A 25,172-nucleotide genomic window follows, 5' to 3' on the forward strand; every position below is an offset into this window, starting at 1 on the left:
GACCACCACGGTCCCCGCCTCTGCCGCACAGATGCGTCCGACCCTGCCGGTATTCAAGCCACCACTGGTCGTGTGACCGTAGCTTGCCGACTTAGCAAATCGGCCCGGATTAGACCATGCTGAAAGCCGGACACCAGCGCCCTCACCGCCCGGCGTCAGTCAGAGGATGTGATGAATCAGCCCAAGACCGCCTTAGCCGAAACTGCCGATGCGCTGGTCGCCCGCTGGCAATCGCTGATCGATCTGCTGGCTTTCCATGCCCAGGTCCCCTGCGCCATGATCAACCGGGCAGAGCCCGCCGAGCACACCCTGGTCTTCCAAACCGTCAATGGCAACGGCACCCATGGTTATACGGCCGGCCAGAGCATAGACCTGAGCCTCAACTCCTATTGCGCCAATGTGCTCAAGCGGCGTGAACCGTTGCTGATCAAGGACGCCCGCTTGCACCGCGAGATGGCAGACAACCCCACCGCTTGCCTGGGCATGATCTTCTATTACGGCCTACCCATACGCCGTGCCAACGGCGAGCTGTTCGGCACGCTGTGCATACTCGATAGCGAGCCACGCTCGCCAGACAGCCAGGTCACCGGCCTGATGGAGGTCTTCCGCACCACCCTGGAAAACGACCTCGCCCTGGTGGAACAGAACCACGCCCTGGGCGAGGCCCTGCAAAGAGAGCAGGCCGCCAACCGGGCGCTGGGCCTGGCCAACGACCAGCTCGCCGCTACCAATCAGACCCTGGATGCCTTCGCCTATTCCATCTCGCACGACCTGCGCGCGCCCTTGCGGCGCATCAACCGCTTTGCCGAACTGCTGCTGGAAGATGAGGCCAGCTGCATGAGCAGCGAGGGGCAATCGCTCCTGGGCCGCATCAGCGACAATGCCGGCGCCCTGGATGCGCTGGTCGGCACCATGCTGGAGTTTGCCCACGGCAGTAAGCGCAGCCTGGAACGCCAGCCGGTGGACATGGCCGCGCTCGCCCGCCAGGTCGGTGCCGAGCTTGGCGAGGACTACCCCAGCTGCCGCTTCCACATCGACACCCTGCCCGGCTGCGAGGGGGATGCCACCTTGCTCAAACAGGTCTGGCACAACCTGATGGGTAATGCCGCCAAGTATTCCAGCAAACAGACCGCCCCCTACGTGCAGATCTACGCCGAGCCCTGGCAGGGCCACCAGAGCTACGTGGTGAAAGACAACGGAGTCGGCTTCGACCCCGAGCGGGCCACAGAGCTGTTCGAGCCCTTCAAGCGCCTGCATGAAGAGGCGGATTTCCAGGGCAAGGGCATCGGGCTCGCCTTCGTCCAGCGCGTCGTACAGCGCCATGGCGGCGACGTCATCGCCGAATCCGACCCTGGCCAAGGCGCCACATTCCGTTTCTGGCTAGCCTAGCTACCCTTGTAAGCCTTTCTGCATAAGCCCTGCAGCCTGTTTTTCGATTCGCCGCAAAAAAATTCCTGCACTTTTTTGAAAAAATAGATTGCACACAATTTAATTGTTCATTACATTTCACCTCACGGTCTCGGTGCAACACGGCACCGAGGTAACAGCAGCAACAACCGGGGGTCTTCCCCTCCATATTGTTAGCGCACTAATTTATTGTGCATTTGAAAGGAACGCCATGAACATCCTCTACAAAGCAACCGTTACCAGCACCGGCGGCCGTGACGGCCGTGCCATCGCCAACGACGGCAAGCTCGACGTCAAACTGACCACCCCGAAGGAACTGGGCGGCGCCGGTGGCGAAGCCACCAACCCGGAACAACTGTTTGCCGCTGGCTACTCCGCCTGCTTCCTAAGCGCCATCAAGTACGTCGCCAGCCAAGCCAAGCAAACCATCCCGGCTGACGCCTCGATCACCGCCGATGTCGGCGTCGGCGCCATCCCCACCGGCTTCGGCCTGCAGGTGGAACTGCGCATCAGCCTACCCGGCCTGGATCGCGCCGTGGCCCAGCAACTGGTCGACAAGGCCCACATCGTCTGCCCGTACTCCAACGCCACCCGCGGCAACATCGAAGTAAACGTCGTACTGCTGTAAGCCCTACGCCCAGCCCTACCGCCATCTACTGAAAAGGACACCGATCATGAAAGCTTTTGCCCAGACCTTCTCCGCCGCCGTGCTGTCCCTGGCCCTCGGTAATGCCTTCGCTGCCGGCAGCCCCGGCGTCGAGCACAACACCCAGAAGTTCCTCGAAGCGCTGGAAGCCGGCGGCGGCAAGCCGCTGGAGACACTGACGCCCCAGGAAGCCCGCGCCGTACTGGTCGGCGCCCAGGCCAGCGTCAAGCTCGAGCTGCCCAAGGCAGCAGTGTCGAACAAGACCATCACCCAGGATGGCCAGACGGTCGACCTGACCATCGTCCGCCCGGCCGGTGTAAAGGGGGATACCCCGGTGTTCATGTTCGTCCACGGCGGTGGCTGGGTACTGGGTGACTTCCCCACCCATGAGCGGCTGGTCCGCGACCTGGTGGCAGGCTCGGGCGCCACGGCGGTGTTCGTTAACTACACCCCCTCTCCCGAGGCCCGCTACCCGGTAGCGGTCAACCAGATCTACGCCGCTACCAAGTGGGTGGCCAAGCATGGCAAGGAGATCAAGGTCGACGGCAACCGCCTGGCCATCGCCGGTAACAGCGTGGGCGGCGACATGAGCACCGCCGTGGCCCTGATGGCCAAGGACAAGGGCGAACCCAAGCTGAAGTTCCAGCTCTTGCTGTGGCCGGTGACCGATGCCAACTTCGAAACCGCTTCCTACAACCAATTCGAGCAGGGGCACTTCCTGACCCGCCCACTGATGAAGTGGTTCTGGGATGCCTATACCACCGACCCCAAGCAGCGTAAGGAGATCTACGCTTCGCCGCTGCAAGCCACCACCGAGCAGCTCAAGGGCCTGCCGCCTACCCTGATCCAGACCGCCGAATTCGACGTGCTGCGTGACGAGGGCGAAGCCTACGGCCGCAAGCTGGATGCCGCGGGTGTCGATGTGACCGTGACCCGCTACAACGGCATGATCCACGACTTTGGCCTCCTGAACGTGGTCAGCCAGGTCCCGGCAGTGCGCAGCGCCATGCGCCAAGCCTCAACTGAGCTGAAAACGCATCTGAAGTAATCAGGCCCTGTGCGGTTTGAACAACCGCCCTTCCCCAGCCCCGTCCACACTCTGCGACGGGGCTTTTCACGTGCGTAATGCGGCGGCCGAATATACTTGCGCCACCCGGGCCAGCCAGTATGCTGCGAGGGCCCCCAGCTTTCTTCCTACGGCCGCGCCATGACCATCACTCCAAACGACCAGCCCAACGCCGTCCATCCCGACCAGGACGCCCCGCAAGACCCGGCGCGCCGCCACCTGCTGCAAGGGCTGGCCGCCCTAGGCGTGGCCGCGACCCTGCCCGGCGAGGCCGAGGCGGCCAACCCGGCGGAGGCCAAGGGCGGCAAGCCGGACGCCAGGCTCGCCGCCAAGATCCGCAACGTGGTGGTGATCTATCTCGAGAACCGCAGCTTCAACAATCTGTACGGCGACTTCCCTGGCGTGGCCGAGCCGCTCTCCCAGGTGCCGCCCGCCCGCTACCGGCAGCTGGACCGCGACGGCCAGCCCTTTACCAGCCTGCCCAAGATCTGGGGCGGCTTGGTGCAGAAGGCACAATACGTAGCCGGCAAGCGTTATTTGATCGCCGAAGAGCAGATCAGCAACCTGCCCAATGCCCCGTTCAAACTCAGCGACGCAGAAGGCAAGCCCCTGCCCGAAGGCGTGATCACCCGCGATCTGATACATGCCTTCTACCAGAACCAGATGCAGATCAACGGTGGCAAGAACGACCAATTCGTCGCCTGGGGCGACTCCGGCGGCATGGTCATGGGCTACTACAGCGAGACTGCGCAAAACCTAAACCTCTGGCAGATCGCCCGACGCTATACCCTGTGCGACAACTTCTTCATGGGCGCCTTTGGCGGCTCCTACCTGAACCACCAGTTCTTGATCGCCTGCCGGGTGCCGGAGTACTTCCATGCGGCCAATACCCCGGCCCGCCAGAAGATCGCCGTGGTGGACGGCCCCGTCGACAGCCCTCGGCTCAAGCTCTCGGCCAAGTCGCCAGCCTCGGCCATGGACGGCAGCCCCAAATATGAACAGAACGGCGCCATCACCCCCGATGGCTATGCGGTCAACACCATGGCCCCGCCCTACCAGCCCAGCTTTGTCGCCCCGGCCATCGGTGGCGATCCACGCCTGGCAGACCCGGAAGACCCGGCCACCCTCCCGCCCCAGACCTATCGAACCCTAGGCGACCTGCTGTCGGAAAAGAATGTCAGCTGGGCCTGGTACAGCGGCGGTTGGCAAGCCGCGCTCGATGGCAAGGGCGGGCCGGACACCCCCAACTTCCAGTATCACCACCAGCCCTTCAACTACTTCCAGCAATTTGCCCCCGGCACCAAGGCACGGGAAGAGCACCTGCGCGATGCCGGCCTGGGCGACAGCCCCTGGTCCAACCGCTTCCTCGCCGATGCCTTCGCCGGCAAGCTGCCTGCCGTGACCTTCTACAAGCCGCAGGGCAACCTGAATATGCACGCCGGCTACGCCGACGTGGAATCGGGCGACCAGCACGTCGGCAATATCCTGGCCCATCTGATGAAGAGCCCCCAGTGGCCGCACATGATGGTGATCATCACCCACGATGAAAACGGTGGCTGGTGGGACCATGTTGCGCCGCCCAAGGGCGACCGCTGGGGCCCCGGCTCTCGCGTTCCCGCCATCGTGGTCTCGCCCCACGCCAAGAAAGGCGTGGTCGACCACACCTTCTACGACACCACCTCCATCGCCCGCTTTATCAGCCGGCTGCATGGCCTGCCCATGCTGGAGGGCATCGCCCACCGCAATGCCGCCTTCCACGCCCGCGGCGCGCAACCGCCCGGTGACCTCTCCAATACGCTGGATCTGAGCTGAAAAAAGCCGTCGCCACCTAGCGGTGGTGACGGCTTATGTCCGAGCCTTGTTGACTGCCAGCTAGTGCAGCTGGCGGGCGTTGGCCGCAAGAAGCCGGATCGCATCCGGCAGCGGCTGCGGCCGGCTCAGGTAGTAGCCCTGTGCCTTGACAATGCCGAGCGAGCGCAGGGAACGCAGCTCAGCCGCCGTCTCAACCCCTTCTGCCACTATGTCCACTCCCGTCTTGCGGGCAAAATCGCTCAGCGCCGCTGCCAAGGCATAGCGCGCCATATCGCTGTCTATCTGCCGGGTCAGGCTCATATCGAGCTTGATCAGGTCCGGCCGCATATTGAGGATATGGCTCATGCTCGAATAACCCGCACCGGCGTCGTCGATCGAGATGCGTATACCCCGCTCGCGCAGGGGCGCCAGGGCCTGGATCAGGTCTTGGTAGTCGGCCACATGGGCATGCTCGGTGATCTCCAGCACCAGGCGCTCGCTCGGTACATCCCGCAGCAGCTCCTCCAGCCGGCCGCTGAGGATGGTCTCCGGCGAGCTGTTGATTGCCAGGTAGACGTCCCCGGGCAAGGCATCCATGCCAGCCAGGGCCTTGCGGATCGCACTCAGCTCCAGCTCCACCCCCAGTCCCACCTCGGCCGCATCGGCGAACCACAGATCCGGCGAGCGCAAAGGTAGGCTTTCGAATCGAGACAAGCACTCCATGCCCGATATCTTGCCGGATTCAAGCCGGTAGATAGGCTGGTAGACAATGGCCGGCCCACCTTGGTTGATGGCCCCCTTCACATGGGCGAACTTCTGGTCGGCTACACGCGTCGCGGCCAGCTCGGCACTGATCTGGTAAGCCATCAGCTCGGCACAGACCCGCATCATCTGCAAGTCGCGCTCATTGAGGCTGGTATCGGCCGTGTAGCTGAAGCAGCAAAAAGTACCGTAGAAGCGACCATCGCTCAGATAGACCGGCACCCCCAGGTGCGCTCCGATGGGCAGCTGCGTGGTCTCGGGCAGGGCCATGGCCGCCGGCACCTGGGCGGTATCGGGTATCAATTCCGGCAACTGGCCTTCGACAATGCGGCGGCAATAGCCCTGGTCCAGCGGTATGCGGTCACCCGTATGGATAGGGCTGCGGTCCTGCGCATCCACATGCCGCAGCACCCTGTCGTGCTCCTCGAATTCCGACACAAAGGCAACGTCCATACCCAGATGGGTCCGCACCGCGTGCAGCACACGGTCCACGCCGCTGCCACCGCCATCCAGCAGGCCGGGAATGCCCGGCAACACCGCCTGGCCGAGACTCAGGTCCTGTATCTGCATCGCTGCCTCCTATCCACACCGCGACAATGGTTCTGCTCCCGCTATAGCAAGCAGCTATCGCGACGGCATCATCCAGATGGGGGATAAAGCATAGATATATTTACCAAACGAGCAGCCCTACCCGAATGGCAAACCAGGACTAGTCGAGGCCCTCAAAACAGCTTATCCAGACCGGTGGCAATTGCCATGCCCGCTCTGCACCCGCGCCGAATCTAGGAGTACGATAATCCGAGCCACCGACGAACGTCAGCGGGGCTCCCCTGCGGCGGCAGGGGCGGGGGGGATGGAGGCGATAAAGGGTGAGCCGCTCGCCGAGGATGCACAAATGACTAGCGCCCGGGTTTCCCGGGCGCCAGCGCTGCGCTCAACTGCCACTCACCAATCATAAATTCAAAAAGGCTCACGCAGCCCTAAGCCGCTTCTGCGCCAACATCCCCACCTCCACCGCCACAATGGCCTTGGCCTGGTTCATATCGTCCACATAACCGATGCCGTAGAGGCAGCAGGCCAACTGGTTGAGGATGGGGGTGGGCAGCGATACCTCACCAGTCAGTGCCGCCTCGATCCAGCGCGCCGTCGCCGCGGCATCAAGCCCGGCAGGCAGGTTGGCCGGCAGTGCAAAGGAACTGCTCTCGGCCCGGAACAAGACCTCCTGCTTACCATCGCTAAGAAAATCGATCTCCGGCCGGTGGCTAGGGTGGGCATAGGGCTCACCCTCGGTACCCATCAGCACCAGGGCACGCCGCCGACGCAGCAGACAGACCTGACGGAATCGCTCCAGCCGGTCGGCATGGGTCGCGCCAATCACGGCCAAGGAGCGTGCATCGTCAAAGGGCTGCAGCAGCTTGGCCACCTGGTGGCCCAGGTGCCGCACCCCCAGCCTGGCCCGTAGCGCCAACAGGGCAGCCAGACCGGGCGACAAGGCACCAACCGGCACGAAAGCCAGGCCATCCCGCGCCAAGGCCTCCTGGGCACGGCTCAGACTGGCCACCGGCATCACCCCCAGTTCGCGCAGCACATAGGCGCTGGCTACCCGTCCGTGGCCGTCCAGCTCACCGTGGATCAATACCGGTATCTCGAACCGGCGCAGCAACAAGGCCAGCAAGGGGGTGAGATTGGGCATGTCCCGCCCACCACCGTAGGAAGGCAGCACCACTACCGGCCGCTCCGGGCTGGCAAGGCGCATGGTCCGGGCCGCCAAGGCTTCGGCAGCGCCATCAAGCTCGACCGCATGCTCCCCCTTCTGCCGCAAGGCCAGCAATAGCGCCCCCAATTCCAGGTCCGGTATGCCACCGTCGAGCATGGCGGCGAATAGCTGGCGGATTTCTTCCTGGTTCAGATGGCGCGGCTCGCTTGTGGCGACAGCCTTGAGCAGCCTGGTGTAGCTCATGCCGGGTCTCCTTGGTCTGGATGGCTGCGGCTTAGACAGCAACCGCCGTGCCAAGCCGCAAAGCCCGCCTGGCGGCTCAATCGGCGGTGCAGTGGCGTCGTCACGGTGCGCTGTGCGACAGCCGTGCACCAGCACGGCACATCGTTGCCACGGCTGCAACGCCTGGGCTCGCCGTGCACACATCCCTCCCCAGCGGGCGCCGGGCTTGCTAAAGTCCTAACAACCATGTTCATAGACACCCACTGCCACCTCGACGCACCGGAATTCGACCACGATCGCGACGCCGTGGTCGCGCGCGCACGCGACGCCGGCGTTGCCACCCTGGTGGTACCGGCCATCACCCTGGACACCCTGCCCCAGACCCTGGCCATGCGACAACGCTACGGCTGCCCGGTCGCGCTGGGCCTGCACCCCATCTACGAACGCAGCCACCGCGAGGAGCATCTGCCTGCCCTGCGCGCCATGATCGAGCAGGAATCGCCCGTCGCCGTGGGCGAGATCGGGCTGGACTTCTTTGTTGCCGGGCTCGATGCCCAGCGGCAGACCGAGCTCTTCGCCGCCCAGCTCAAGATGGCGCGCGACTTCGATCTACCGGTGTTGCTGCATGTACGTAAATCACAGGACCAGGTACTCAAACAGTTGCGCCGTTTCGGCGTGCGGCGCGGCATTGCCCATGCCTTCAACGGCAGCCCGCAGCAGGCGCAGGCCTATCTGGACCAGGGTATGAAGCTTGGCTTTGGCGGCAACCTCACCTTTGAGCGGGCACTCAACATCCGCCGCCTGGCGATGGACCTGCCGTTGGAGGCCATCGTGCTGGAGACCGATGCGCCGGATATCTCGCCGGAATGGGCCTACCAGCAGCGCAACGAGCCGGCCTACCTGCCCCGTATCGCCCATCTCCTGGCTGAGCTGCGCGGCACCGACCTGACCACCATCATGCAGGCGACCAGCCGCAATGCCGAGGCGGTGCTCGGCCCCCTGCCCGCAGCCCAGCCCGCAAAGGCCGCAGCGTGAAACGCAGCGCTATCGCCCTATTGTTCCTGTGCAGCGGCGGCACGCTGGCAGCCCAGCCACACTGGAAGCTCTGCCACGAGGACAACGAGGTCTACCCCTGGATATTGAAGGAGCGCGAAGGCCTCTACGCCACCCTCGCACGGTTGACCGCGCGCCGTACCCAAAGCGAGATCGAACTGGTCGGCATGCCCTGGAAGCGCTGCCTGGCAGAGATGCAGGCCGGCACCATCGATGGCGTGCTGGGTGCCGGCTTCCTGGCCGAACGTTGCAAACAGGGTGTCTACCCTGGTGGCGCCTGCCAGCCCGACCCATCGCTGCACCTCTACTACGATCGGTTCATGCTGTATCGGGCCAAGCAGGCACACTTGCACTGGGATGGCCAGGTACTGCGCGATTACCGGAAGCCGATTGCCGTACAGCCTGGTTTCGTTGTCGCCAGATTGCTCAAGCAATCCGGCATCCCAACCGACGAGAGCGATAAATCCCCCTACCAGATCCTGCGCAAGGTATCGGCCGGCATGGTCGATGGTGCCATACTACAGGCCCCGGCCGCCGACCCACTGCTGCAGGAAGTCACCGATTTTGGCAGCACCATCGAGCGCGACCCTATCCCCTTCCGGGTCTATCCGACCTGGCTGATGATCTCCCACCAGCGCTACCGGGCCAACGCAACCCTGGTACAGGCCCTCTGGCAAGCCATGGCCCAGGCGCGCGACAGCGGCGAGTACAAGGCGGCCAAGCTGGCCTTGGGCTACAACGAGCCGGACTAGCACCAGCCCCCGCTATTTCACATCGGCGCCGCAGACCGGGCAGGCAGGGTCCTTGCGAAAGCGCAGGCTGCGCCAATCATGGCTGCGCAGGTCCAAGGTCAACAGCCGCCCCAGCGGAACACCGGGCATGCCGATCAGGAGTTTGAGTGCCTCGGCCGCCTGCATGGCACCGATGATGCCCACCAGCGGCGCCAGCACGCCAAAGGTCGCGCACGGCCCATCGCTGGCGTCGCCCTCCTCATCGAACAGACAGCGGTAGCAAGGGCTCTCGGCCTGGCGTGGGTCAAACACCGCAAACTGGCCGTCAAAGCGCACTGCGGCGCCCGATACCAAGGGCTTCTTCAGGGCTACGCACGCCCGATTGACCGCATGGCGGGTGGGGAAGTTGTCAGAGCAATCGAGTACCACGTCGGCTCGGGCCACCGCGGCCAGCAGCGCATCGCCAGCCAGGCGTTCAGCCAGCGCCTCAACCACGACCCGGTCGTTGATACCTGCCAGCGTCTGGCGGGCCGATTCGACCTTGGACTGACCGAGGCTGTCCTGGCGATGGACGATCTGGCGCTGCAGATTGGTGAGCTCGACCTCATCGGCATCAGCCAGCAGCAAGCGGCCGACGCCCGCCGAAGCAAGATAGAGGGCAGCGGGCGAGCCAAGCCCACCCAGGCCGACGATCAGGACCGTGGCCTCTGCCAGCTTGCGCTGGCCTTCGATGCCAACCTCGTCGAGCAGGATATGACGGCTGTAACGCAGCAGCTCGTCGTCGGAGAAATCAGTGGGCTGGGACATGGCGACTCACGGCGATGAAGAACCGCCGCGCCGCGTACGGCGCGGGGAATCGCATCATACCCCGTCGCCGTGGCGGGATCAGCCGCCGAATTTCTTCAGGGCCAGCCCCACCATGGCCGCCACCTGCTGCAGGTACTGAACGTCAGCCTGGCTCCATTCCTTCACATGGGCAGTCTGCTCGCAACAGACAAGGCCAAGCTGCACGTCGTTGACGGCAATACCCACGTCCAGAAGGGAATAGATATTGAGCGGCTCGAAATAGCCCTCGTTGAAGCAGCTGGTAGCCGGGTGCGCACGTGCGTCAGCGGCGACGATCATGTGCTGGTCGCGCATGGCGTCAAAGTAGGACGGGAAGTCATCCTCGCTAAGCGTCGTGCCGCTGCTCCATTGATTGTCGCCGACATCGTACAGGCTCTCGCAAACGACGTGATCCTTGAGGTCGCCATCGTAGAACCAGACGCTGGCCCGGCTGCTACCCGTCTCCTGCGCCGCGACGCGCACCAGCATCTGGAAGAATTTTGGCCGGTCCAGCTTGCCCTCGCCCACCATGGTGAACAGGTTCTTGAGCAGATTGGTATCGTGCACGATCGTCTCCCGCCGATCTGGATTTTTGGGCACCACGGTCACAAGGGACAAGGTGTTAAAAGATATATAGCCCCAGTCCACACAAAAAGAGAGGCCCACCGTATCGATGGGCCTCTCTTCCTGACAGATAGCTCGAACTTACTGAGCCTTGGCGGTCGTGGTCCGGCTGACCACCTGCTGCACCTTCAGCACATTGAGCGCCTGCTGCAGCTGGTAATCCTTCTTCAGCGAGATCTCGCCAGGACGCAGCGGTTCGTCCTCGGCGCCATCCTTGCCATCCTTGGACTTCGGCTTCGCCTTGCTCTTGTCGGTCTTGGCCGGGTCGAGCTTGGCTTCCGGCTCGCCCTGCTTGCCGTCTATCTTGATGTCGACCTTGCTGTCACCACCCTGCGGGTTGCTCAGGTGGTGCTCCAGATCGGCTTCACGCACGCGGAAGGCAGAGTTTTCGACACCATTGAGCGTAGCCTCTTCCACCTCGATATCCGGGGTGATGCCCTTGGCCTGGATGGAACGACCATTGGGCGTGAAGTAGCGGGCAGTGGTCAGCTTGATCGCGGAATCCTTGCTCACCGGCAGTATGGTCTGCACGGAACCCTTGCCGAAGGTCTGGGTCCCCACCAGCACCGCGCGCTTGTGGTCCTGCAGGGCACCGGCGACGATCTCCGAGGCGGAGGCCGAACCGGCATTGACCAGCACCACCAGCGGCACCGACTTGATATCCTTGGGCAGGGCCTTCACCGCACCGGCGTAGAAATCGCTGCTGGCATTGAAGCGCTGCTTGGCGTCCGCCGCGCGGCCTTCGGTGTAGACCACCAGGGAATCATCCGGCAGGAACAGCGAGGAAACCCCCACCGCACCGTTGAGCACGCCGCCCGGATCATTGCGCAGATCGAGGATCAGGCCCTTGAGCGGCGCCTTGTTTTCCTTGTACAGCGTATCCAGCGCCTTGGCGAGGTCCTCGGTCGAGCGTTCCTGGAACTGCGTCAGGCGGGCGTAGCCATAGCCGCTCTCCAGCATCTTGGCCTTGACGCTCTGCACCTTGATGATGGCGCGGGTCAGGGTGATGACCAGCGGTTTGGCCTCGCCCTTGCGCAGCAGGGTCAAGGTGACCTGGGTGTTGGGCTTGCCGCGCATCTTGCTGACGGCGTCGTTGAGCGACATGCCGCGCACCGGCACATCGTCGATCTTCATGATGTAGTCACCGGCCTTGACCCCGGCCTTGGAGGCGGGCGTGTCTTCGATCGGCGAGATGATACGCACGAGGCCGTCCTCGGCATTCACTTCCAGCCCCAGGCCGCCGAATTCACCGGTCGTGGTGGTCTTGAGGTCCTTGAAGGCCTCTGGGTCCAGGTAGGCGGAATGCGGATCAAGCCCCGTCAACATGCCGTTGATGGCTTCATTGATCAGCTTCTTGTCCTCGACCGGCTCTACGTAATCCTGCTTGATGCGGGCGTAGACCTCGGTAAAGGCGCGCAACTCATTGATCGGCAAGGGGCTCGGATTGTCCTTGTCGGCCAGGGCGCTCGCCCCTGCCGTCAACAACACGCCCATACCGGCGCCGACCAACAGCCAACTGATCTTTTGCACTTTCGCTTGCATTGCCGTCCTTATGCTTCCGCCATGCCGCAGGTACCTACCCGTCGGCCGCAGCGGCGGAACCGTTGCTCTCACTGCGCTTACTTGGCCCAAGCCAGTGGGTCCACTGGTTTGCCGAGATGCCTTAGCTCGAAGTATATGCCGGTTTGCTCATTGCCACCGCTATTGCCGCTAGTCGCAACATCCTCGCCGGCCTTGACCGTATCGCCGACCTGCTTCATCAGCGATTCCGCTGCTGAATAGAGGCTCATATAGCCGCCACCATGATCCACGATCAGCATATTCCCAAAACCGCGCAGCCAGTCGGCAAATACTACCCGACCGCTGGCAACCGCCTTGACCGGCTGACCGCCCCCGCTACGGATGAACACGCCCTTCCAGACCGCACCTTCGCTGCGCGCGCTGCCGAACTTGCCCACCACCTCGCCGCGCAGGGGCAAGCGCAGCTGGCCCTTGAGCTCGGCAAAGCGGCGACCATCGGCGCTGCTGTCCGGCACGCTGTCGTTGTGCTTAACTGGCGCTTCCGGCTTGCTGGGCGGCTCGGGTTTGCTGGCAGGTTCAGGTTTACGACCCTGCTGGCGGGCTTCCTTGGCCTGCCGCGCCGCTTCCTTGGCTTCGGCCAGCTTCTGCGCCTTTTCCTTGCGCTCCCGTTCGCGGGCTTCCTTCTGCTCGCGCTCGCGTATCATCCGCGCCAGTTTTTCGATCAGGCTGGTCAGCCGCTTTTCGTCGCGCTGCAGCTTGCCGATCTCCTTGCGCTGCTCGCCTATCTCACTGGAGAGTTTGCTCAATACCTGTTGCTTGCTGGCTTGCTCAGCCCGTAGCTTGTCCCTTTGCTGACGCCGCTCGGCCACGATGCGCTCGAGCTCCGCCTGTTTCTGCCTTATGACGTCCGCCAGCTCGTTCAGTTTCCCTAGCTGCAGCTGCAATTCTCCCGAGAGCTTGTGCTGCGCCTCGGCGATATAACGGTAGTACTGCAGATCGCGCGACAAGCGGTTTGGGTCCTGGCGGTTGAGCAACAGGCGCAAGGCCTCGTGCTGGCCATTACGCTGGCGGGCGCGCAGCAGATCGCCCAGCCGCTTGCGGTTGGCCTCAAGGCTGAGGCGGGTGCGTTCCATCTCCTGGGCAACGCGGGCCAGTTCGGCCTGGGAGAGCTGCTGTTGCCGGTTCAGGAGGGCCACCGCCCGGTTGGCCTCGCTGATGGCCTGCTCCGACGACTTGAGGGCGTCGGCCGCTTCACTGCGGTTGGCCTCGTTGGCCTGCAACTCCTGCTTGAGGCTGTCGATCTTCTCGCGCAGCTCCTTGAGATCGCTCTCCGGCTCAGCCGCCGCCCAGGCGCCGGCCGCAAGGCACGCGGCCAGCAAGGCAGGAAGCAGGCGGCCGGTCACGCGAATTGGATCAGGGAGCGGCCGGTCATATCAGCCGGTTGGGAAAGGCCCATCATGGCCAGCAGCGAAGGTGCCACATCCTGTAGCGCCCCGGCGCCCTGTGCCGCCAGGGTGGCCTTGCGGCCCACGTAGAGGAAAGGTACCTGGTCGGTGGTGTGCTGGGTATGCGGCTGCTTGGCGCCACCGTCCCACATCATCTCGCAGTTGCCATGGTCGGCAATCACCAGCACTTCGCCGCCAATGGCCTGCATGGCCGCCACGCAGCGGGCCACGCAGCCATCCAGTGTCTCCACTGCCTTCACCGCTGCGTCAAAGTTGCCAGTGTGGCCCACCATATCGCCGTTGGCATAGTTACAAATGATGGCGTCATACTTGCGACTGGCCACGGCCTCGACGATCTTGTCGGTCACCTCATTCGCGCTCATCTCAGGCTTGAGGTCGTAGGTCGCCACCTTCGGGGAGGGCACCAGGATGCGGTCTTCGCCCGGAAACTCCTTCTCCTCGCCACCGGAGAAGAAGTAGGTCACATGCGGGTATTTCTCGGTCTCGGCAATGCGCAGCTGCTTCAGACCCAGGCTGCCGATGTATTCACCAAAGCTGTTCTGTACCTTGGGCTTGGTATAAGCCACCGGGTAGGGAAAGCTCTCGGCGTAGCTGGTCAGGGTGACATAGCCACCCAGCTTGGGTCGGCGCGGGCGGGCAAAGCCGTCAAAACCCTCGTCATTGATCGCCATGGTGATCTCGCGGGCGCGGTCGGCCCGGAAGTTCATGAACACCACCACGTCGCCGTCTTCCATGCGGGTGACCTTGCCACCCTTGCGTACCGCCGTCGCCAGGATGAATTCGTCGTTCTCGCCACGTTCGTAACCGGCGGCCAGCGCGGCCAGCGCGGTGTCGGCCACCAGCTCGGCCTCGCCATCCACGATCAGCCGGTAGGCGGGCTCCACCCGCTCCCAGCGCTTGTCCCGGTCCATCACGTAGTAGCGGCCCACCACCGAGACGATGGCAGCGCCAGGGCACTCGTCGCAGACAGCCTGCAGCTTGGCCAGGTAGCGCTCGGCACTGCGCGGCGGCGTATCGCGGCCATCCAGGAAGGCATGCACGGCGATATGCGCCACGCCGGCCTTGTGAGCGTCGCGGATCAAGGCGTGGATATGGTTCTCGTGGGCGTGTACGCCACCGTCAGAGACCAGGCCCATGATATGCAGGGTCTTGCCGCTGGCGCGCGCGGTTTCGATCGCCTGGGCCAGCACCGGGTTCTTGCCCAGGGTGCCGTCGGCCACGTCGCAATCCACCCGGCTGATGTCTTGTTGCAACACTCTGCCAGCGCCAATGTTCAGATGACCCACTTCCGAGTTGCCGAATTGGCCATCCGGCAGACCAACGAAATGCTCCGAAGCATTGATCGTTGTATAAGGGTATTCTTTAGTCAGTTTGTCCCAGTTGGGCTTGTTGGCATGCAGTATGGCGTTGTCGTCACCGTCGAGTCGGTGACCGAAACCATCAAGGATAAGCAGCAGGACAGGGGTGACGGCAGTCATGGGCAGCAGGTCAGCGAATTGAAATCAAGTCCATTTTACCGCGTTGTGAGCGGTTGCGAGCGGGTTGCGCGCCCGGAGGGTGACGTTTACCATTCCGGCATTCTGCGACTTATATACCAACCGAATAAAAAACCAAAAAGCTTGCTATGGCCTACCATTTGATTGAGGACGACGAACAGATCGAGCAGGCTTCGCGCGCGATGAAAGCGATGTCTCATCCCTTGCGCCTGAAGATACTCTGCGTGCTGGGAGGGGATGAAGTCAGCGTCCAGGATATCGTCGACGCTGTCGGCACATCGCAAAGCAATATCTCGCAGCATCTCGCCATCATGCGCGAGAAGGGCGTGCTGCGTACCCGCAAGGACGCCAACCGCGTCTACTACCGGGTGGGCGACCCGCGCACACTGGAAGTGGTCAGCATGATGCGCGACGTGTTCTGCGGCTTTGCCAAATAACGACACGCACCAATAGGAAAACCTGCAGGGGCCGCCACAACGCGGCCCTTGTGCTTTGCAAAGAGGAGTCCATCAGACTCCCAACGGAGACAGCAGCAATGGCACTACCCAGTCATGTGAAGATCGTCGAAGTCGGCCCGCGCGATGGGCTGCAGAACGAAAAGACCCCGGTCTCGACCGAGAGCAAGCTCGAGTTCATCGCCCAGCTGGCCGAGGCCGGCCTCCAGGTAATCGAGGCAACCGCCTTTGTTTCGCCCAAATGGGTGCCGCAGATGGCTGACCATACCGCGCTCATGCAGGCCTTGCCACGCCGCCCCGGCGTGCGCTACCCGGTGCTGGTACCCAATATGCAGGGTTATGAGGCCGCCCGCGCGGCCGGGGCCGACGAGGTCGCGGTCTTTGCCGCAGCCTCAGAGGCGTTTTCGCAAAAAAACATCAATTGCAGCATTGCCGAGAGCCTGGCCCGCTTCGAGCCGGTCCTGGCCGCCGCCCGGAGCGATGGCGTGGCGGTGCGCGGCTATGTCTCCTGCGTGCTGGGCTGCCCCTACCAGGGCGAAGTACCGCTGGCCGACGTGGTGCGGGTGGCGAAGGCCCTCTACGACATGGGCTGCTACGAAATCTCGCTCGGTGACACCATCGGCGTGGGCACCCCGGCCAAGGCGCGCGCCATGGTACAGGCGGTGGCGGCCGAGGTCCCCATGGCGCAGCTCGCCGTACACTTCCACGATACCTGGGGCCAGGCGCTGGCCAACCTCTACGCGGTGCTGGAGCTGGGCATTGCCACAATCGACAGCTCGGCCGCCGGCCTGGGTGGCTGCCCCTATGCCAAGGGCGCCAGCGGCAATGTCGCGACCGAGGACGTGGTCTACCTGCTGCAGGGTCTGGGGATAGAAACCGGGGTAAATCTGGAGAAACTGGCCGCAGCTGGCCGTTTTATCAACGGCCAGTTGGGTAAAGTGCCCGCCTCCAAGGCGGCGGCGGCACTGGCTGCGAAAACCGCTTAAGGAGCGCGCTGTTTCCGCTCGACGGCGATAGCCTCTTCCACCGTCAGGAGCCGCAGCTGCGTCTCCTGGCGCCGGACGGGCTGCTGCAGCGGCACCTCATCCACGGCGACAGCCGGTTTGCCGGCATCCTGCTGGCCCGAGGCCATATCGAAGACGGTGATCATCTTGCATCCCTTCTGCGCACTAGGCGCACGCTGATCAATCGGCTTACACCCGGAATATCGGCACATTCTCATGAAAGTTCAATAGGCAAACTGCCAAAGCGCGCCAAAACGTCGGCGGGAAGCGACAGCCGGTCAGCCGAAATGCTGCAGCACGCGGTAAGGCGACCCAGGCTCGCCCGGCCGTGATTCGACCAGGCAAAAGCCCCGGGCTTGCCAGACCAGCGGCGAAAAAGCCGGCCAGCGTGCTGGGCGCGCCGCCTGCCTGAGCAAGGTGACATGGGCTTTGAAGGGCTTACGGTCATAGTCCACACCGCAGCCATCCAGCACCGTACGCAGTGCTGCAGCCTGCTCGGCCAGGAAATCCGGCACGGTCTCCATACCCAGCCAGATGATGCCAGGCTGCCAATACCCCAGCCTATCCAGGCGCAACACGCCTTCCGTCGGCACAACCCTGGCCAGCGCCTGCTGCAAGGCCAGGCGCTGCGCCTCCGCGACCGGGCCGAGAAAGGCCAGGGTCAGGTGCAGCTTGTCCACCGCCATCCGGCGGCCACCGCAGTCCGGCACCAAGCGACCGCCCAGGGCATAGAAACGCCGCCGGCTGGCCTCATCAGGCCAGAGCGCCAGGAACAATCGGCTATCCATGGACAGTGGACCTCCACGCAACAAACGACAGACGGCATGACAATGACTTGATCTCGGCATGGGCGCCGCTATAACGAGAAGCAGTCAGCAACGACACACACTCCCTCGAAGGCGGCTACCGCCGCCTGACTCTAAGGCCGATGCCCAGCTTGCATCGGCCTCATTTTTTCCAGAACGGCATTTTCCCTCGTAGTCTCAAGCGCTTATAATCGTCGGCTTTCTTCAGCAATCGTAGCCGCCGCCATGACCGAACCCCGCCGTAATCCCATAGCCACCATCGAATCACTGGATTACGAAGGCCATGGCGTCGCCCATGTGGACGGCAAGACCATCTTTATCGACGGCGCCCTGCCGTTCGAGAAGGTCGAGTATTCCAGCTATCGCAAGAAGCCGACCTTCGAGAATGCCCAGGCGGTCGCCATCCTCAAGGAAAGCTATATCCGCACCACGCCCAAGTGCGTGCACTACGGCGTCTGTGGCGGCTGCTCCATGCAGCATGCCGAGGCCAGCGCCCAGGTGGCCGCCAAGCAGCGCGTGCTGGAAGAAAACCTGGCCCGCATCGGCGAGGTCAAGCCCGAGAGCCTGCTGCCTCCCATCTACGGTCCGACCTGGGGCTACCGCCACCGTGCCCGCATGTCGGCCCGCTTTGTCGCCAAGAAGGGCACGGTACTGGTGGGCTTCCACGAGAAGCGCTCCAGCTTTATCGCCGATATGAAGTCCTGCCAGATCCTGCCCAAGAAGATCTCGGACATGCTGGTGCCCTTGCGCGAGCTGGTCATGCAGCTCTCCATCCGCGAGCGCATGCCGCAGATCGAGCTCGCCGTGGGCGAACACGTGGACGTGCTGGTACTACGCATCATGGACCCCATCAATGAGGCAGACGAAGCCCTGCTGCGTGCCTTTGCCGATCAATACCAGGTGCAATTCTGGCTGCAACCCAAGGGCCCGGACACCGCCTACCCCTTCTACCCGCTGGACGCGCCGCAGCTGAGCTACAGCCTGCCCGAGTTCGGCGTGGTCATGCCCTACAAGCCCACCGAGTTCACCCAGGTCAACCCGCATATCAACCGCGTGCTGGTTGGCCGGGCCATCCGCCTGCTCGACCCGCAGCCGGGCGAGCGCATTGCCGACCTGTTCTGCGGCCTGGGCAACTTCACCCTGCCCATCGCCCGCCTGGGCGCTTCGGTCATCGGTATCGAGGGCAGCCAGCAGCTGGTCGAGCGTGCTATCGAGAACGCCGGGAAGAACGGTCTGGCCGACAAGACCGAATTCCAGGTCGCCAACCTCTTCGAGATGACCGAAGAGATCATGACCGGCCTGGGCCACTTCGACCGCATGCTGATCGACCCGCCGCGCGACGGCGCCATGGAAGTCTGCAAGTCCATCCCGGTGGAAGGCGGCCCCAAGCGCATCGTCTATGTCAGCTGCAACCCGGCCACCCTGGCGCGGGATGCCAACGTGCTGGTCAATGTCAAGGGTTACACCATGAAGACGGCCGGCGTAGTGAACATGTTCCCGCACACCGGCCATGTCGAATCCATGGCTTGGTTCGAAAAGGAATAAGTCCGCGGCGGAACCCGCCTCGGCCAACGCCGCCGCCCCATGCGGCGGCGTTGCATAAACCCCCACCGCCCGTACTACCCTGCCCCGGTAAGCGACGCCTGCTCTATCATCCGGCCATTTCTCCCTTGGCCGTCCCATGTCGCACGCCAATCTGCCCCTGCCCGATCACTGCCCCAATTGCGCCACCAGGGTGCATGGCCGCTATTGCGCGGCCTGCGGTCAGGAAACCCAGATCCAGCCACCCACCCTGCACGAGTTCCTGCATGAGTACCTGCATCACTATGTGGCGCTGGAAGGCAAGCTGCTGCGTACCCTCAAGCTGCTCCTGTTCAAACCAGGGCAACTGACGGTGGAATACCTGGCCGGCCGCCGCCAGCAACTGGTCCGGCCACTGCCGCTGTACGCCACCTTCAGTTTTCTGTTCTTCCTGTTCCTGGGCTGGTCCATGCAGGCTCAGGGCGACCATTTCGGCAATATCCGGGTCAATAGCCGGCCCGTCGTGACCCAGGGTCCAGCCCTTGCCGGCGCCAACGCTGCCGATCCCGGCCAGTTGATCAATGTCGATGAAGTCGTGCTCAAGCGGCTGCCCTATACCATCCTGGCCATGACGCCGGTATTTGCCGCGCTATGCCGCTTGCTCTACCGCCGCCGTGGCCTGCGCTACGGCCACCATCTGCTGTTCGCCCTGCACCTGCACGCCTTTATCTTCGTGCTCTACCTCCTGACCCTGCTGCCGCCGGTGCACGATTACGGCAGCCTGGCCTACCCCATCATCTGGCTGTATCTCATCCTGGCACTCAAGCGGGTCTATGGCGGGCGTTGGTGGCCTCAGCTGCTGCGCGGCTCCGCGCTGGCGCTGATTTATGGCCTGCTGACCGCCTTGGTGCTCACCGGCCTAACCCTCTGGGCGCTCGGCCCCCATGCCGGCGCGCTGATCGAACTGATCCGGCAGCAGATCGCCCGCGGCTAAACCGGCACCCGCCCCGCATTGCTGCTAGAACACAGTCAGCGCCCCGCAGATACGCTGCGGCAGGCGCGGACGACCGGCATAGCCGGCATGATCAGCAAGGAGGAAAAGATGGGAAGCAGCATTCCGCCAAATGGTTTCGAAAGCTGGGTGCAGGGCATGGGCAAACTGCAATCACAGCTCTACGCCCCCTACACCCGTTGGCTGAGCCTGTTCAGCCAACCCATTTTGCCTGGCTGGAACTTCGGCAATATCACCGTCAACGAGCAGAATTCGAGCTCACCGGCGACTGAGTACGATGTAGTCAGCCAATACAGCTACGGGCAGCAGCTAGGGCGCCTATTGGACGTAGCAAGGGAGCAGGTCGAACAGCAGCCTGAAGCAAAACGATCCAATGCCGCAAAGGATCTGCTGACCATGGCGAAAGAAATCGACGACCTCAAGGCCTGGACCAAGGCGCGGCGGGCGCAGCGCTTGCAGGGCGAACTACGGCGGCTGAAGGAAAAGGAGCCGGCAGAATACCGGCGCCTGCTGGAAACGCTGCGACCCGACTTGGGTTAAAGCGCGGCCTGGCCGCTCAACTACCGCGGTGACCGCGCTCCACGGTCACCCCCACCCTACCGACTTCGTGCAGGATGCCGAGCTTGGTCACCGATACCCGTATCCACGGCGCCCCGAAGGCCCCCATCAGGTCCTGGGCGATATACTCGGCCAGCCGTTCCAAGAGCAGGAAGTGTTGCTCGGCCAGTACGGCGCGCAAGCGCTCCACCACTTCGGCATAGTTGATGGTATCGGTCAGTTCGTCGGTCTGGCAGGCGCGGGCACTGGGCAGACCCAGCTCCAGGTCGATCTCGACGACCTGCGGCGCCACACGCTCCCAGTCGTACCAACCAATCAGGGTGCGTGCCTTGACGCCGTGTAGATAGATAATGTCCATATGGCCTGTTAGCCCCAGCGCTTGCTTGCTATCGCTGCAAGCCGCAGACGGCTTAGAATTCGAGGCTGCCCATTGTAGTTGAATTCTCGCCCTGGAATTGGATCAATGCCGTTGAACGCCATCCCACCGGTTTTCGTGCTCGCCGCCTACCTGATCGGCTCGCTGTCCTTTGCCGTCATCGTCAGCCGCGCCATGAAGATGGCCGATCCCCGCTCCTACGGCTCCGGCAACCCCGGCGCCACCAATGTCCTGCGTTCCGGTCGCAAGAAGGCCGCCATCCTCACACTGCTGGGCGATGCCCTCAAAGGGGTGTTGATCGTGGCGCTGGCCAAAGTGGCCGGTCTGGCCGATCCCTGGCTCGCCGCCGTCGCCGTAGCGGTCACCGTCGGCCATATGTGGCCCATCTTCTTCCGCTTTCAGGGTGGCAAGGGCGTCGCCACCGCCGCTGGCGTACTGCTGACTCTGGACTGGCGCCTGGGGCTCGCCGTCATGGCCGTCTGGCTGTTGGTCGCCTTCAGTACCCGCATTTCCTCGCTGGCCGCCATCCTGGCTGCCGTTGCCGCACCCATCGCCTGCTACCTGCTGCTGCCGGCCCGGCCAGCCGTATTTGGCGCCGTGTTGCTGATCGCCGCCCTCTTGGTGCAGCGTCACAAGCAGAACCTGCTCAACCTGCTCTCCGGCACCGAAGGCCGGATCGGTCAGAAAGCCAAGACCGACGGCGGCGAGGCCTGAGCCGAGGTCTTCTGCATCGCGGCTGGCTGCCAACGCAGCCGGCCATTCACCGCAGCCTCATCACCCACCGCCACTTCGTTCAGCAGCAGCGGGTAACCTACCGGCAGCAGATAATCGCCAGGCCTCGGCAGATTGACCGCACCCAAGGCCCGCACCGCGCCCTGCGGTCGCAACACATAGTTCACCACCGGCGCGGCCGGCTTGGCCGCCTCTCTCAGCGCCACAGCGTCATAGCAGGCCAGCCTCTGCACATCGTCAACGATACCGGCGCAATCCCCCGCCCAGGCAGTCGCTGCCAGCAGGGCAGCAACGCAGCCCATCCCGACACCACGCAAGACATCACAAAAGCGCATGGCTCTCTCCAATTATGCAATTTGCATAATGATAGCTGCATATCGTGATAGCTGAGTGACAGCGCCGACGAATTGCGGCTGGAACCCCTTCCAAGTTCCGCAAACCGTCTCAAAAGCGCAAATCCCGCTCCACACCACCGCCCCGCCATCCCAATCTAGGCCCCGCCCCGCCACAAATTCAAGGCATAGCCGAACATCCACACCCTGTACCTGTGTCCACAGGGCCACAGCCAGAGTCGGGATTTCTACTGAGTCATTCGCGATACTGACAAGCGTCAGCGAGGCACCCCGCCAGCGGGCGGGTGTATAGACCGGAGGCACGGGTAACAGGTATTCGTAGCCCAGACGAGCCTCAGCGACGTTCCCCGCCGGCGGGCGGGGCGGAGGGGCGGGACTCAATAAAGAGAAGGCCGCTGTTTCAGGCATAGAAAAAGTTAAGCGCCCGGGTTTCCCGGGCGCCAGCACTGCACTCAACTATCCCACTTGACCATACTGTCCACGAGGCCTACGCCTTGAATAGATGCGTAAACGCCCGGCTGACAATCAGTTTCTCCGGGTGCGCCTTGAGGATGATCTGCAAGCGCTCGGCATCAACCCGCTCTGCCGCCGCAATGGCGTTCACGTTGACCATGGTGCCGCGGTGTATCTGCCAGAACTGTTCCGGGTCCAGCCCACCCAGCAAGTCCTTGAGCGGCGTACGGATCAAGGCTTCGGAATCCGGCAGCACCACCCGCGTGTACTTGGTATCGCTCTGGAAGAACAGGACCTCCTCGACATTGATCAGCTTGATCTGCTTGCCCACCGTCGCCTTGATCCACTTCATGCGCTCCACCTGCGGCACCGGCACCACCGCCTTCAAGCGCCCCAGCAGCTCGGCCAGATCGTCTGGCTGCGCCGTCATTTTCTGCTGCAAGCGTGCCACCGCCCGCACCAACCGCTCAGCCTCCACCGGCTTGAGCAGATAGTCCACCGCGCCGGCCTCGAAGGCCGCCACCGCGTACTGATCGTAGGCAGTCACGAACACCACATGGGCGCGGCCGGCAATACGCTCGGCCACCTCCAGGCCAGATAGGCCTGGCATACGGATATCCAGAAAGGCCACCGCCGGTTCGTGCTCCAGATAGGCATCCCAGGCATCGACGCCATTCTCCGCCACCGCCACCACCTCGGCCTCCGGCCAATGCTCGGCCAGCAGGTTCAGGAGCCGCTCGCGCATCAGCGGCTCGTCTTCCGCAATCAATACCCTAGGGTTCATGCCCTCGCCTCCTCCTTATGCGCCAGTGGCAGCTGCAACCTTGCCAGGCAGCCACCGGTCTCGTTTTCTTCCAGGCTCACCGCCGCCTCGCCGCCGTAGATCAGCGCCAATCGCTCGCGCACATTGGCCAGACCCACGCCGCTGGCGCCGCCCTCCTTCAGGCCGGCACCGCTGTCGCGTACCTCCACCAGCAGCATCTCCGCCTCCTGCCGCGCCACTACGTCTATCCGTCCGCCGCGTAGCGCGGGCTCTATACCATGCTTGATCGCATTCTCCACCAGCGTCAACAGCATCATGCTCGGCAGTTGCCGCGCCGCCAGCTCGGCCGGCAGCTGCAGCTCAAAGCGCAAACGCTCGCCCATGCGCACCTGCATGACCTGCAGATAGGCTTCCACCCTGGCGAAGTCTTCCGCCAAACTGACCATTTCATTGCGCATCTGCGTCAGGCTGCCACGCAGAAACTGGATCAGGCTGGCAGTCAGCGCCGCCGCCTTGGGGGCCCCCTGCTCGGCCAGTTGCTGGACCGCGCCCAGGGTATTGAACAGAAAGTGCGGCTCGATCTGCGCTTCCAGCAGCCGCAGCTGGGATTCGCTCAGCTGCCGCGCCAAACGTTCACGCTCGGCAGCCGCCTGCAGGCTGGCATTCTCCAATTCGAAGGCCCGCGCCCTGACCCGGCCAATCAGCCCCAGCACCAGGGCGTGCAGGAGGCCCGTGGTCACCCCTGCCAGCGCCACCCAGCGACCGATGCGTATCATCGTCTCAATGATGGGGCGGCCATCGACCAAGGCAACCATGGACGCACCCACAAAGGCACCCAGCGTGGCCATCACCACAAACTTGAACGAGGTGTACCAGTTGCGCTGGATCTTGCGGTAGTTGAACCAGGCGCCGAGCACCCCCAGACCGAAAGAAAGACCCAGCACGTTGCACAGCAGCATCCCCTCAAGAATGCTGAACTTGGCCGGTAGCCAGAAGTGCAGATTCAGTCCCACGATGCTGAGCACGAACACCGATGGCAGGATCAAGCGCTTCCAACCATTCCAGCCGCGGTACTTGAGCAGGAAGGCCAAGAGCTCGCGCCGCTCGAACTCGCTCATCTCATGGATGCTTTTGAGCAGACGACAACGCAGGCGCGAAGCACCCGGCTCGAGTGCGGGCGGGTTGCGTAGCCAGGCTATCGTTTCATCTTCAAAGCGCCGGTTGGCGTCGCGCAGTCGCTGCCACATGATCAATCACGGTGTGAGTGGAGATGTCGGCAGCCTAACGGCACGCCGCCTGGCACACCAGCGGCACAAGACAGAGTACGAAACAGCGGCAATGAAAGACGGCAGCGGGAGGAATCTTTGCAAGGTCCACCTACTCGCGTCGGCGAGACTTCCGGGCGAAGCGGTGTTGCTGGGGATTGCCCCCTTCTGCAGCGCGTCCCTAGCCCTCGCCGAGCGCCTCGGCCAGGATGGTGTCCAGATCAGGCTCGGTGACATGGTGATAGAGCTCGCCGCCGACGACCTTCATATTGGGGCCGTATTCACACAAGCCCAGACAGGGAAAGCGGTGCACCCGCACAGCCAGGCTGCGCTCGGCGATCCGTGCCTCCAGCCCCTCGGCCAGCACGACGCTGCCCCGGCCCGCGCAGGAGGGCTGCGGCTCAAAACGCTGCTTGATGCACACCATGATGGTCTTCATGGCAGCATTGTATCGCCGCCACGCCAGGGGGGCTCAGTCCGCCGCCTTATCGGTCTGCCGCAGTTCCCGGCGGGCCGAGTGCGCCAAGGCCAGATAGCGGCCGCGGAT

26 protein-coding genes are annotated in these 25,172 nt (G+C 63.5%); 12 read left to right on the forward strand and 14 right to left on the reverse strand.

The window, feature by feature from the left end; all coding sequences use genetic code 11:
* The first annotated feature begins 171 nt into the window (after positions 1 to 171).
* From VIM95_RS14310 to VIM95_RS14325, 4 genes are all read left to right on the forward strand, one after another.
* The gene (locus tag VIM95_RS14310) at positions 172 to 1,389 is read left to right on the forward strand and encodes a sensor histidine kinase (RefSeq protein ID WP_331986828.1); all 1,218 of its coding nucleotides are present in this window, start codon (positions 172 to 174) and stop codon (positions 1,387 to 1,389) included.
* Positions 1,390 to 1,618: 229 nt separating this feature from the next.
* Complete coding sequence (locus VIM95_RS14315) at positions 1,619 to 2,035, forward strand: organic hydroperoxide resistance protein (protein ID WP_331986830.1); 417 nt, start codon at positions 1,619 to 1,621, stop codon at positions 2,033 to 2,035.
* A 46-nt stretch (positions 2,036 to 2,081) separates the two neighbouring features.
* Positions 2,082 to 3,101, forward strand: coding sequence for an alpha/beta hydrolase (locus VIM95_RS14320; RefSeq protein ID WP_331986832.1), 1,020 nt, complete (start codon positions 2,082 to 2,084; stop codon positions 3,099 to 3,101).
* 159 nt (positions 3,102 to 3,260) lie between these two features.
* Positions 3,261 to 4,931 carry an acid phosphatase gene (locus tag VIM95_RS14325; RefSeq protein ID WP_331986834.1) on the forward strand — a complete coding sequence of 557 codons (1,671 nt, stop codon included), beginning with the start codon at positions 3,261 to 3,263 and terminating at the stop codon, positions 4,929 to 4,931.
* A 60-nt stretch (positions 4,932 to 4,991) separates the two neighbouring features.
* Here VIM95_RS14325 and VIM95_RS14330 read toward each other — a convergent pair whose 3' ends face one another.
* Entirely contained in the window at positions 4,992 to 6,242 is a 1,251-nt protein-coding gene (locus VIM95_RS14330; RefSeq protein WP_331986836.1) for a sensor domain-containing phosphodiesterase, read from the reverse strand.
* 400 nt (positions 6,243 to 6,642) lie between these two features.
* Positions 6,643 to 7,632: a DNA-binding protein YbiB gene (ybiB, locus tag VIM95_RS14335; protein WP_331986838.1), complete on the reverse strand. Its 990-nt coding sequence runs from the start codon at positions 7,630 to 7,632 to the stop codon at positions 6,643 to 6,645.
* 225 nt (positions 7,633 to 7,857) lie between these two features.
* Here ybiB and VIM95_RS14340 point away from each other — a divergent pair, with 225 nt between their 5' ends.
* Positions 7,858 to 8,646, forward strand: coding sequence for a TatD family hydrolase (locus VIM95_RS14340; RefSeq protein WP_331986840.1), 789 nt, complete (start codon positions 7,858 to 7,860; stop codon positions 8,644 to 8,646).
* Positions 8,643 to 9,416: a transporter substrate-binding domain-containing protein gene (locus VIM95_RS14345; RefSeq protein ID WP_331986842.1), complete on the forward strand. Its 774-nt coding sequence runs from the start codon at positions 8,643 to 8,645 to the stop codon at positions 9,414 to 9,416. Before VIM95_RS14340 ends, VIM95_RS14345 begins: the two co-directional genes overlap by 4 nt.
* A gap of 12 nt (positions 9,417 to 9,428) precedes the next feature.
* On the opposite strand, the gene VIM95_RS14350 is transcribed toward VIM95_RS14345, so the two are convergent.
* The 5 genes from VIM95_RS14350 to gpmI all read right to left on the reverse strand — a co-directional run bounded on the left by VIM95_RS14350 (position 9,429) and on the right by gpmI (position 15,309).
* On the reverse strand, positions 9,429 to 10,202 hold the full coding sequence (locus VIM95_RS14350; RefSeq protein WP_331986844.1) for a HesA/MoeB/ThiF family protein: 774 nt from the start codon (positions 10,200 to 10,202) through the stop codon (positions 9,429 to 9,431).
* A gap of 78 nt (positions 10,203 to 10,280) precedes the next feature.
* The gene (locus VIM95_RS14355) at positions 10,281 to 10,787 is read right to left on the reverse strand and encodes a GAF domain-containing protein (protein ID WP_331986846.1); all 507 of its coding nucleotides are present in this window, start codon (positions 10,785 to 10,787) and stop codon (positions 10,281 to 10,283) included.
* A gap of 138 nt (positions 10,788 to 10,925) precedes the next feature.
* Positions 10,926 to 12,386, reverse strand: coding sequence for a S41 family peptidase (locus VIM95_RS14360; protein WP_331986848.1), 1,461 nt, complete (start codon positions 12,384 to 12,386; stop codon positions 10,926 to 10,928).
* Between the two features lie 77 nt (positions 12,387 to 12,463).
* The gene (locus VIM95_RS14365; RefSeq protein ID WP_331986850.1) at positions 12,464 to 13,768 is read right to left on the reverse strand and encodes a peptidoglycan DD-metalloendopeptidase family protein; all 1,305 of its coding nucleotides are present in this window, start codon (positions 13,766 to 13,768) and stop codon (positions 12,464 to 12,466) included.
* Positions 13,765 to 15,309, reverse strand: coding sequence for a 2,3-bisphosphoglycerate-independent phosphoglycerate mutase (gene gpmI, locus VIM95_RS14370; protein WP_331986852.1), 1,545 nt, complete (start codon positions 15,307 to 15,309; stop codon positions 13,765 to 13,767). Before gpmI ends, VIM95_RS14365 begins: the two co-directional genes overlap by 4 nt.
* 146 nt (positions 15,310 to 15,455) lie before the next feature.
* Between gpmI and VIM95_RS14375 the strand changes: the two genes are divergently transcribed.
* Both VIM95_RS14375 and VIM95_RS14380 read left to right on the forward strand, forming a co-directional pair.
* Entirely contained in the window at positions 15,456 to 15,764 is a 309-nt protein-coding gene (locus tag VIM95_RS14375) for a metalloregulator ArsR/SmtB family transcription factor (protein WP_331986854.1), read from the forward strand.
* 98 nt (positions 15,765 to 15,862) lie between these two features.
* On the forward strand, positions 15,863 to 16,768 hold the full coding sequence (locus VIM95_RS14380) for a hydroxymethylglutaryl-CoA lyase (protein ID WP_331986856.1): 906 nt from the start codon (positions 15,863 to 15,865) through the stop codon (positions 16,766 to 16,768).
* On the opposite strand, the gene VIM95_RS14385 is transcribed toward VIM95_RS14380, so the two are convergent.
* Both VIM95_RS14385 and thpR read right to left on the reverse strand, forming a co-directional pair.
* The gene (locus VIM95_RS14385) at positions 16,765 to 16,932 is read right to left on the reverse strand and encodes a hypothetical protein (RefSeq protein ID WP_331986858.1); all 168 of its coding nucleotides are present in this window, start codon (positions 16,930 to 16,932) and stop codon (positions 16,765 to 16,767) included. The two genes, VIM95_RS14380 and VIM95_RS14385, sit on opposite strands and share 4 nt — an antisense overlap.
* Before the next feature lie 132 nt (positions 16,933 to 17,064).
* A complete protein-coding gene (gene thpR, locus VIM95_RS14390; RefSeq protein ID WP_331986860.1) occupies positions 17,065 to 17,574 on the reverse strand; it encodes an RNA 2',3'-cyclic phosphodiesterase in 510 nt (169 codons plus the stop codon).
* Between the two features lie 243 nt (positions 17,575 to 17,817).
* Between thpR and rlmD the strand changes: the two genes are divergently transcribed.
* The 3 genes from rlmD (at position 17,818) to VIM95_RS14405 (ending at position 20,665) form a co-directional block, all read left to right on the forward strand.
* The gene (gene rlmD, locus VIM95_RS14395; protein ID WP_331986862.1) at positions 17,818 to 19,137 is read left to right on the forward strand and encodes a 23S rRNA (uracil(1939)-C(5))-methyltransferase RlmD; all 1,320 of its coding nucleotides are present in this window, start codon (positions 17,818 to 17,820) and stop codon (positions 19,135 to 19,137) included.
* 136 nt (positions 19,138 to 19,273) lie between these two features.
* Positions 19,274 to 20,107, forward strand: coding sequence for a DUF3667 domain-containing protein (locus VIM95_RS14400; protein ID WP_331986865.1), 834 nt, complete (start codon positions 19,274 to 19,276; stop codon positions 20,105 to 20,107).
* A gap of 108 nt (positions 20,108 to 20,215) precedes the next feature.
* Entirely contained in the window at positions 20,216 to 20,665 is a 450-nt protein-coding gene (locus tag VIM95_RS14405; RefSeq protein ID WP_331986867.1) for a hypothetical protein, read from the forward strand.
* Between the two features lie 16 nt (positions 20,666 to 20,681).
* On the opposite strand, the gene VIM95_RS14410 is transcribed toward VIM95_RS14405, so the two are convergent.
* Complete coding sequence (locus VIM95_RS14410) at positions 20,682 to 21,041, reverse strand: dihydroneopterin aldolase (protein ID WP_331986869.1); 360 nt, start codon at positions 21,039 to 21,041, stop codon at positions 20,682 to 20,684.
* 105 nt (positions 21,042 to 21,146) lie between these two features.
* Between VIM95_RS14410 and plsY the strand changes: the two genes are divergently transcribed.
* Positions 21,147 to 21,773: a glycerol-3-phosphate 1-O-acyltransferase PlsY gene (gene plsY / locus VIM95_RS14415; RefSeq protein ID WP_331986871.1), complete on the forward strand. Its 627-nt coding sequence runs from the start codon at positions 21,147 to 21,149 to the stop codon at positions 21,771 to 21,773.
* Here the strand turns inward: plsY and VIM95_RS14420 are convergent.
* The 4 genes from VIM95_RS14420 to VIM95_RS14435 form a co-directional block, all read right to left on the reverse strand.
* A complete protein-coding gene (locus VIM95_RS14420; RefSeq protein WP_331986873.1) occupies positions 21,740 to 22,126 on the reverse strand; it encodes a hypothetical protein in 387 nt (128 codons plus the stop codon). The genes plsY and VIM95_RS14420 overlap by 34 nt on opposite strands.
* 505 nt (positions 22,127 to 22,631) lie before the next feature.
* Positions 22,632 to 23,381 carry a LytTR family DNA-binding domain-containing protein gene (locus VIM95_RS14425; protein ID WP_331986875.1) on the reverse strand — a complete coding sequence of 250 codons (750 nt, stop codon included), beginning with the start codon at positions 23,379 to 23,381 and terminating at the stop codon, positions 22,632 to 22,634.
* Complete coding sequence (locus VIM95_RS14430; protein WP_331986877.1) at positions 23,378 to 24,607, reverse strand: sensor histidine kinase; 1,230 nt, start codon at positions 24,605 to 24,607, stop codon at positions 23,378 to 23,380. The genes VIM95_RS14425 and VIM95_RS14430 overlap by 4 nt, the downstream gene beginning before the upstream one ends.
* 199 nt (positions 24,608 to 24,806) lie before the next feature.
* Positions 24,807 to 25,064, reverse strand: a complete 258-nt coding sequence (locus VIM95_RS14435; RefSeq protein ID WP_331986879.1) for a (2Fe-2S) ferredoxin domain-containing protein — start codon at positions 25,062 to 25,064, stop codon at positions 24,807 to 24,809.
* Positions 25,065 to 25,172 lie beyond the last annotated feature (108 nt).

Origin of the sequence: Chitinimonas sp. (assembly GCF_036568685.1) — a bacterium.
In the GTDB taxonomy this organism is placed as follows: domain Bacteria; phylum Pseudomonadota; class Gammaproteobacteria; order Burkholderiales; family Chitinimonadaceae; genus Chitinimonas.

Coding starts and splice junctions, on each gene's coding strand:
- VIM95_RS14310 (WP_331986828.1), top strand. CDS start 172: ATGAATCAGCCCAAGACCGCCTTAGCCGAAACTGCCGATGCGCTGGTC.
- VIM95_RS14315 (WP_331986830.1), top strand. CDS start 1,619: ATGAACATCCTCTACAAAGCAACCGTTACCAGCACCGGCGGCCGTGAC.
- VIM95_RS14320 (WP_331986832.1), top strand. CDS start 2,082: ATGAAAGCTTTTGCCCAGACCTTCTCCGCCGCCGTGCTGTCCCTGGCC.
- VIM95_RS14325 (WP_331986834.1), top strand. CDS start 3,261: ATGACCATCACTCCAAACGACCAGCCCAACGCCGTCCATCCCGACCAG.
- VIM95_RS14330 (WP_331986836.1), bottom strand. CDS start 6,242: ATGCAGATACAGGACCTGAGTCTCGGCCAGGCGGTGTTGCCGGGCATT.
- ybiB (WP_331986838.1), bottom strand. CDS start 7,632: ATGAGCTACACCAGGCTGCTCAAGGCTGTCGCCACAAGCGAGCCGCGC.
- VIM95_RS14340 (WP_331986840.1), top strand. CDS start 7,858: ATGTTCATAGACACCCACTGCCACCTCGACGCACCGGAATTCGACCAC.
- VIM95_RS14350 (WP_331986844.1), bottom strand. CDS start 10,202: ATGTCCCAGCCCACTGATTTCTCCGACGACGAGCTGCTGCGTTACAGC.
- VIM95_RS14360 (WP_331986848.1), bottom strand. CDS start 12,386: ATGCAAGCGAAAGTGCAAAAGATCAGTTGGCTGTTGGTCGGCGCCGGT.
- gpmI (WP_331986852.1), bottom strand. CDS start 15,309: ATGACTGCCGTCACCCCTGTCCTGCTGCTTATCCTTGATGGTTTCGGT.
- VIM95_RS14375 (WP_331986854.1), top strand. CDS start 15,456: ATGGCCTACCATTTGATTGAGGACGACGAACAGATCGAGCAGGCTTCG.
- VIM95_RS14380 (WP_331986856.1), top strand. CDS start 15,863: ATGGCACTACCCAGTCATGTGAAGATCGTCGAAGTCGGCCCGCGCGAT.
- VIM95_RS14385 (WP_331986858.1), bottom strand. CDS start 16,932: ATGATCACCGTCTTCGATATGGCCTCGGGCCAGCAGGATGCCGGCAAA.
- thpR (WP_331986860.1), bottom strand. CDS start 17,574: ATGGATAGCCGATTGTTCCTGGCGCTCTGGCCTGATGAGGCCAGCCGG.
- rlmD (WP_331986862.1), top strand. CDS start 17,818: ATGACCGAACCCCGCCGTAATCCCATAGCCACCATCGAATCACTGGAT.
- VIM95_RS14400 (WP_331986865.1), top strand. CDS start 19,274: ATGTCGCACGCCAATCTGCCCCTGCCCGATCACTGCCCCAATTGCGCC.
- VIM95_RS14405 (WP_331986867.1), top strand. CDS start 20,216: ATGGGAAGCAGCATTCCGCCAAATGGTTTCGAAAGCTGGGTGCAGGGC.
- VIM95_RS14410 (WP_331986869.1), bottom strand. CDS start 21,041: ATGGACATTATCTATCTACACGGCGTCAAGGCACGCACCCTGATTGGT.
- plsY (WP_331986871.1), top strand. CDS start 21,147: ATGCCGTTGAACGCCATCCCACCGGTTTTCGTGCTCGCCGCCTACCTG.
- VIM95_RS14420 (WP_331986873.1), bottom strand. CDS start 22,126: ATGCGCTTTTGTGATGTCTTGCGTGGTGTCGGGATGGGCTGCGTTGCT.
- VIM95_RS14425 (WP_331986875.1), bottom strand. CDS start 23,381: ATGAACCCTAGGGTATTGATTGCGGAAGACGAGCCGCTGATGCGCGAG.
- VIM95_RS14430 (WP_331986877.1), bottom strand. CDS start 24,607: ATGTGGCAGCGACTGCGCGACGCCAACCGGCGCTTTGAAGATGAAACG.
- VIM95_RS14435 (WP_331986879.1), bottom strand. CDS start 25,064: ATGAAGACCATCATGGTGTGCATCAAGCAGCGTTTTGAGCCGCAGCCC.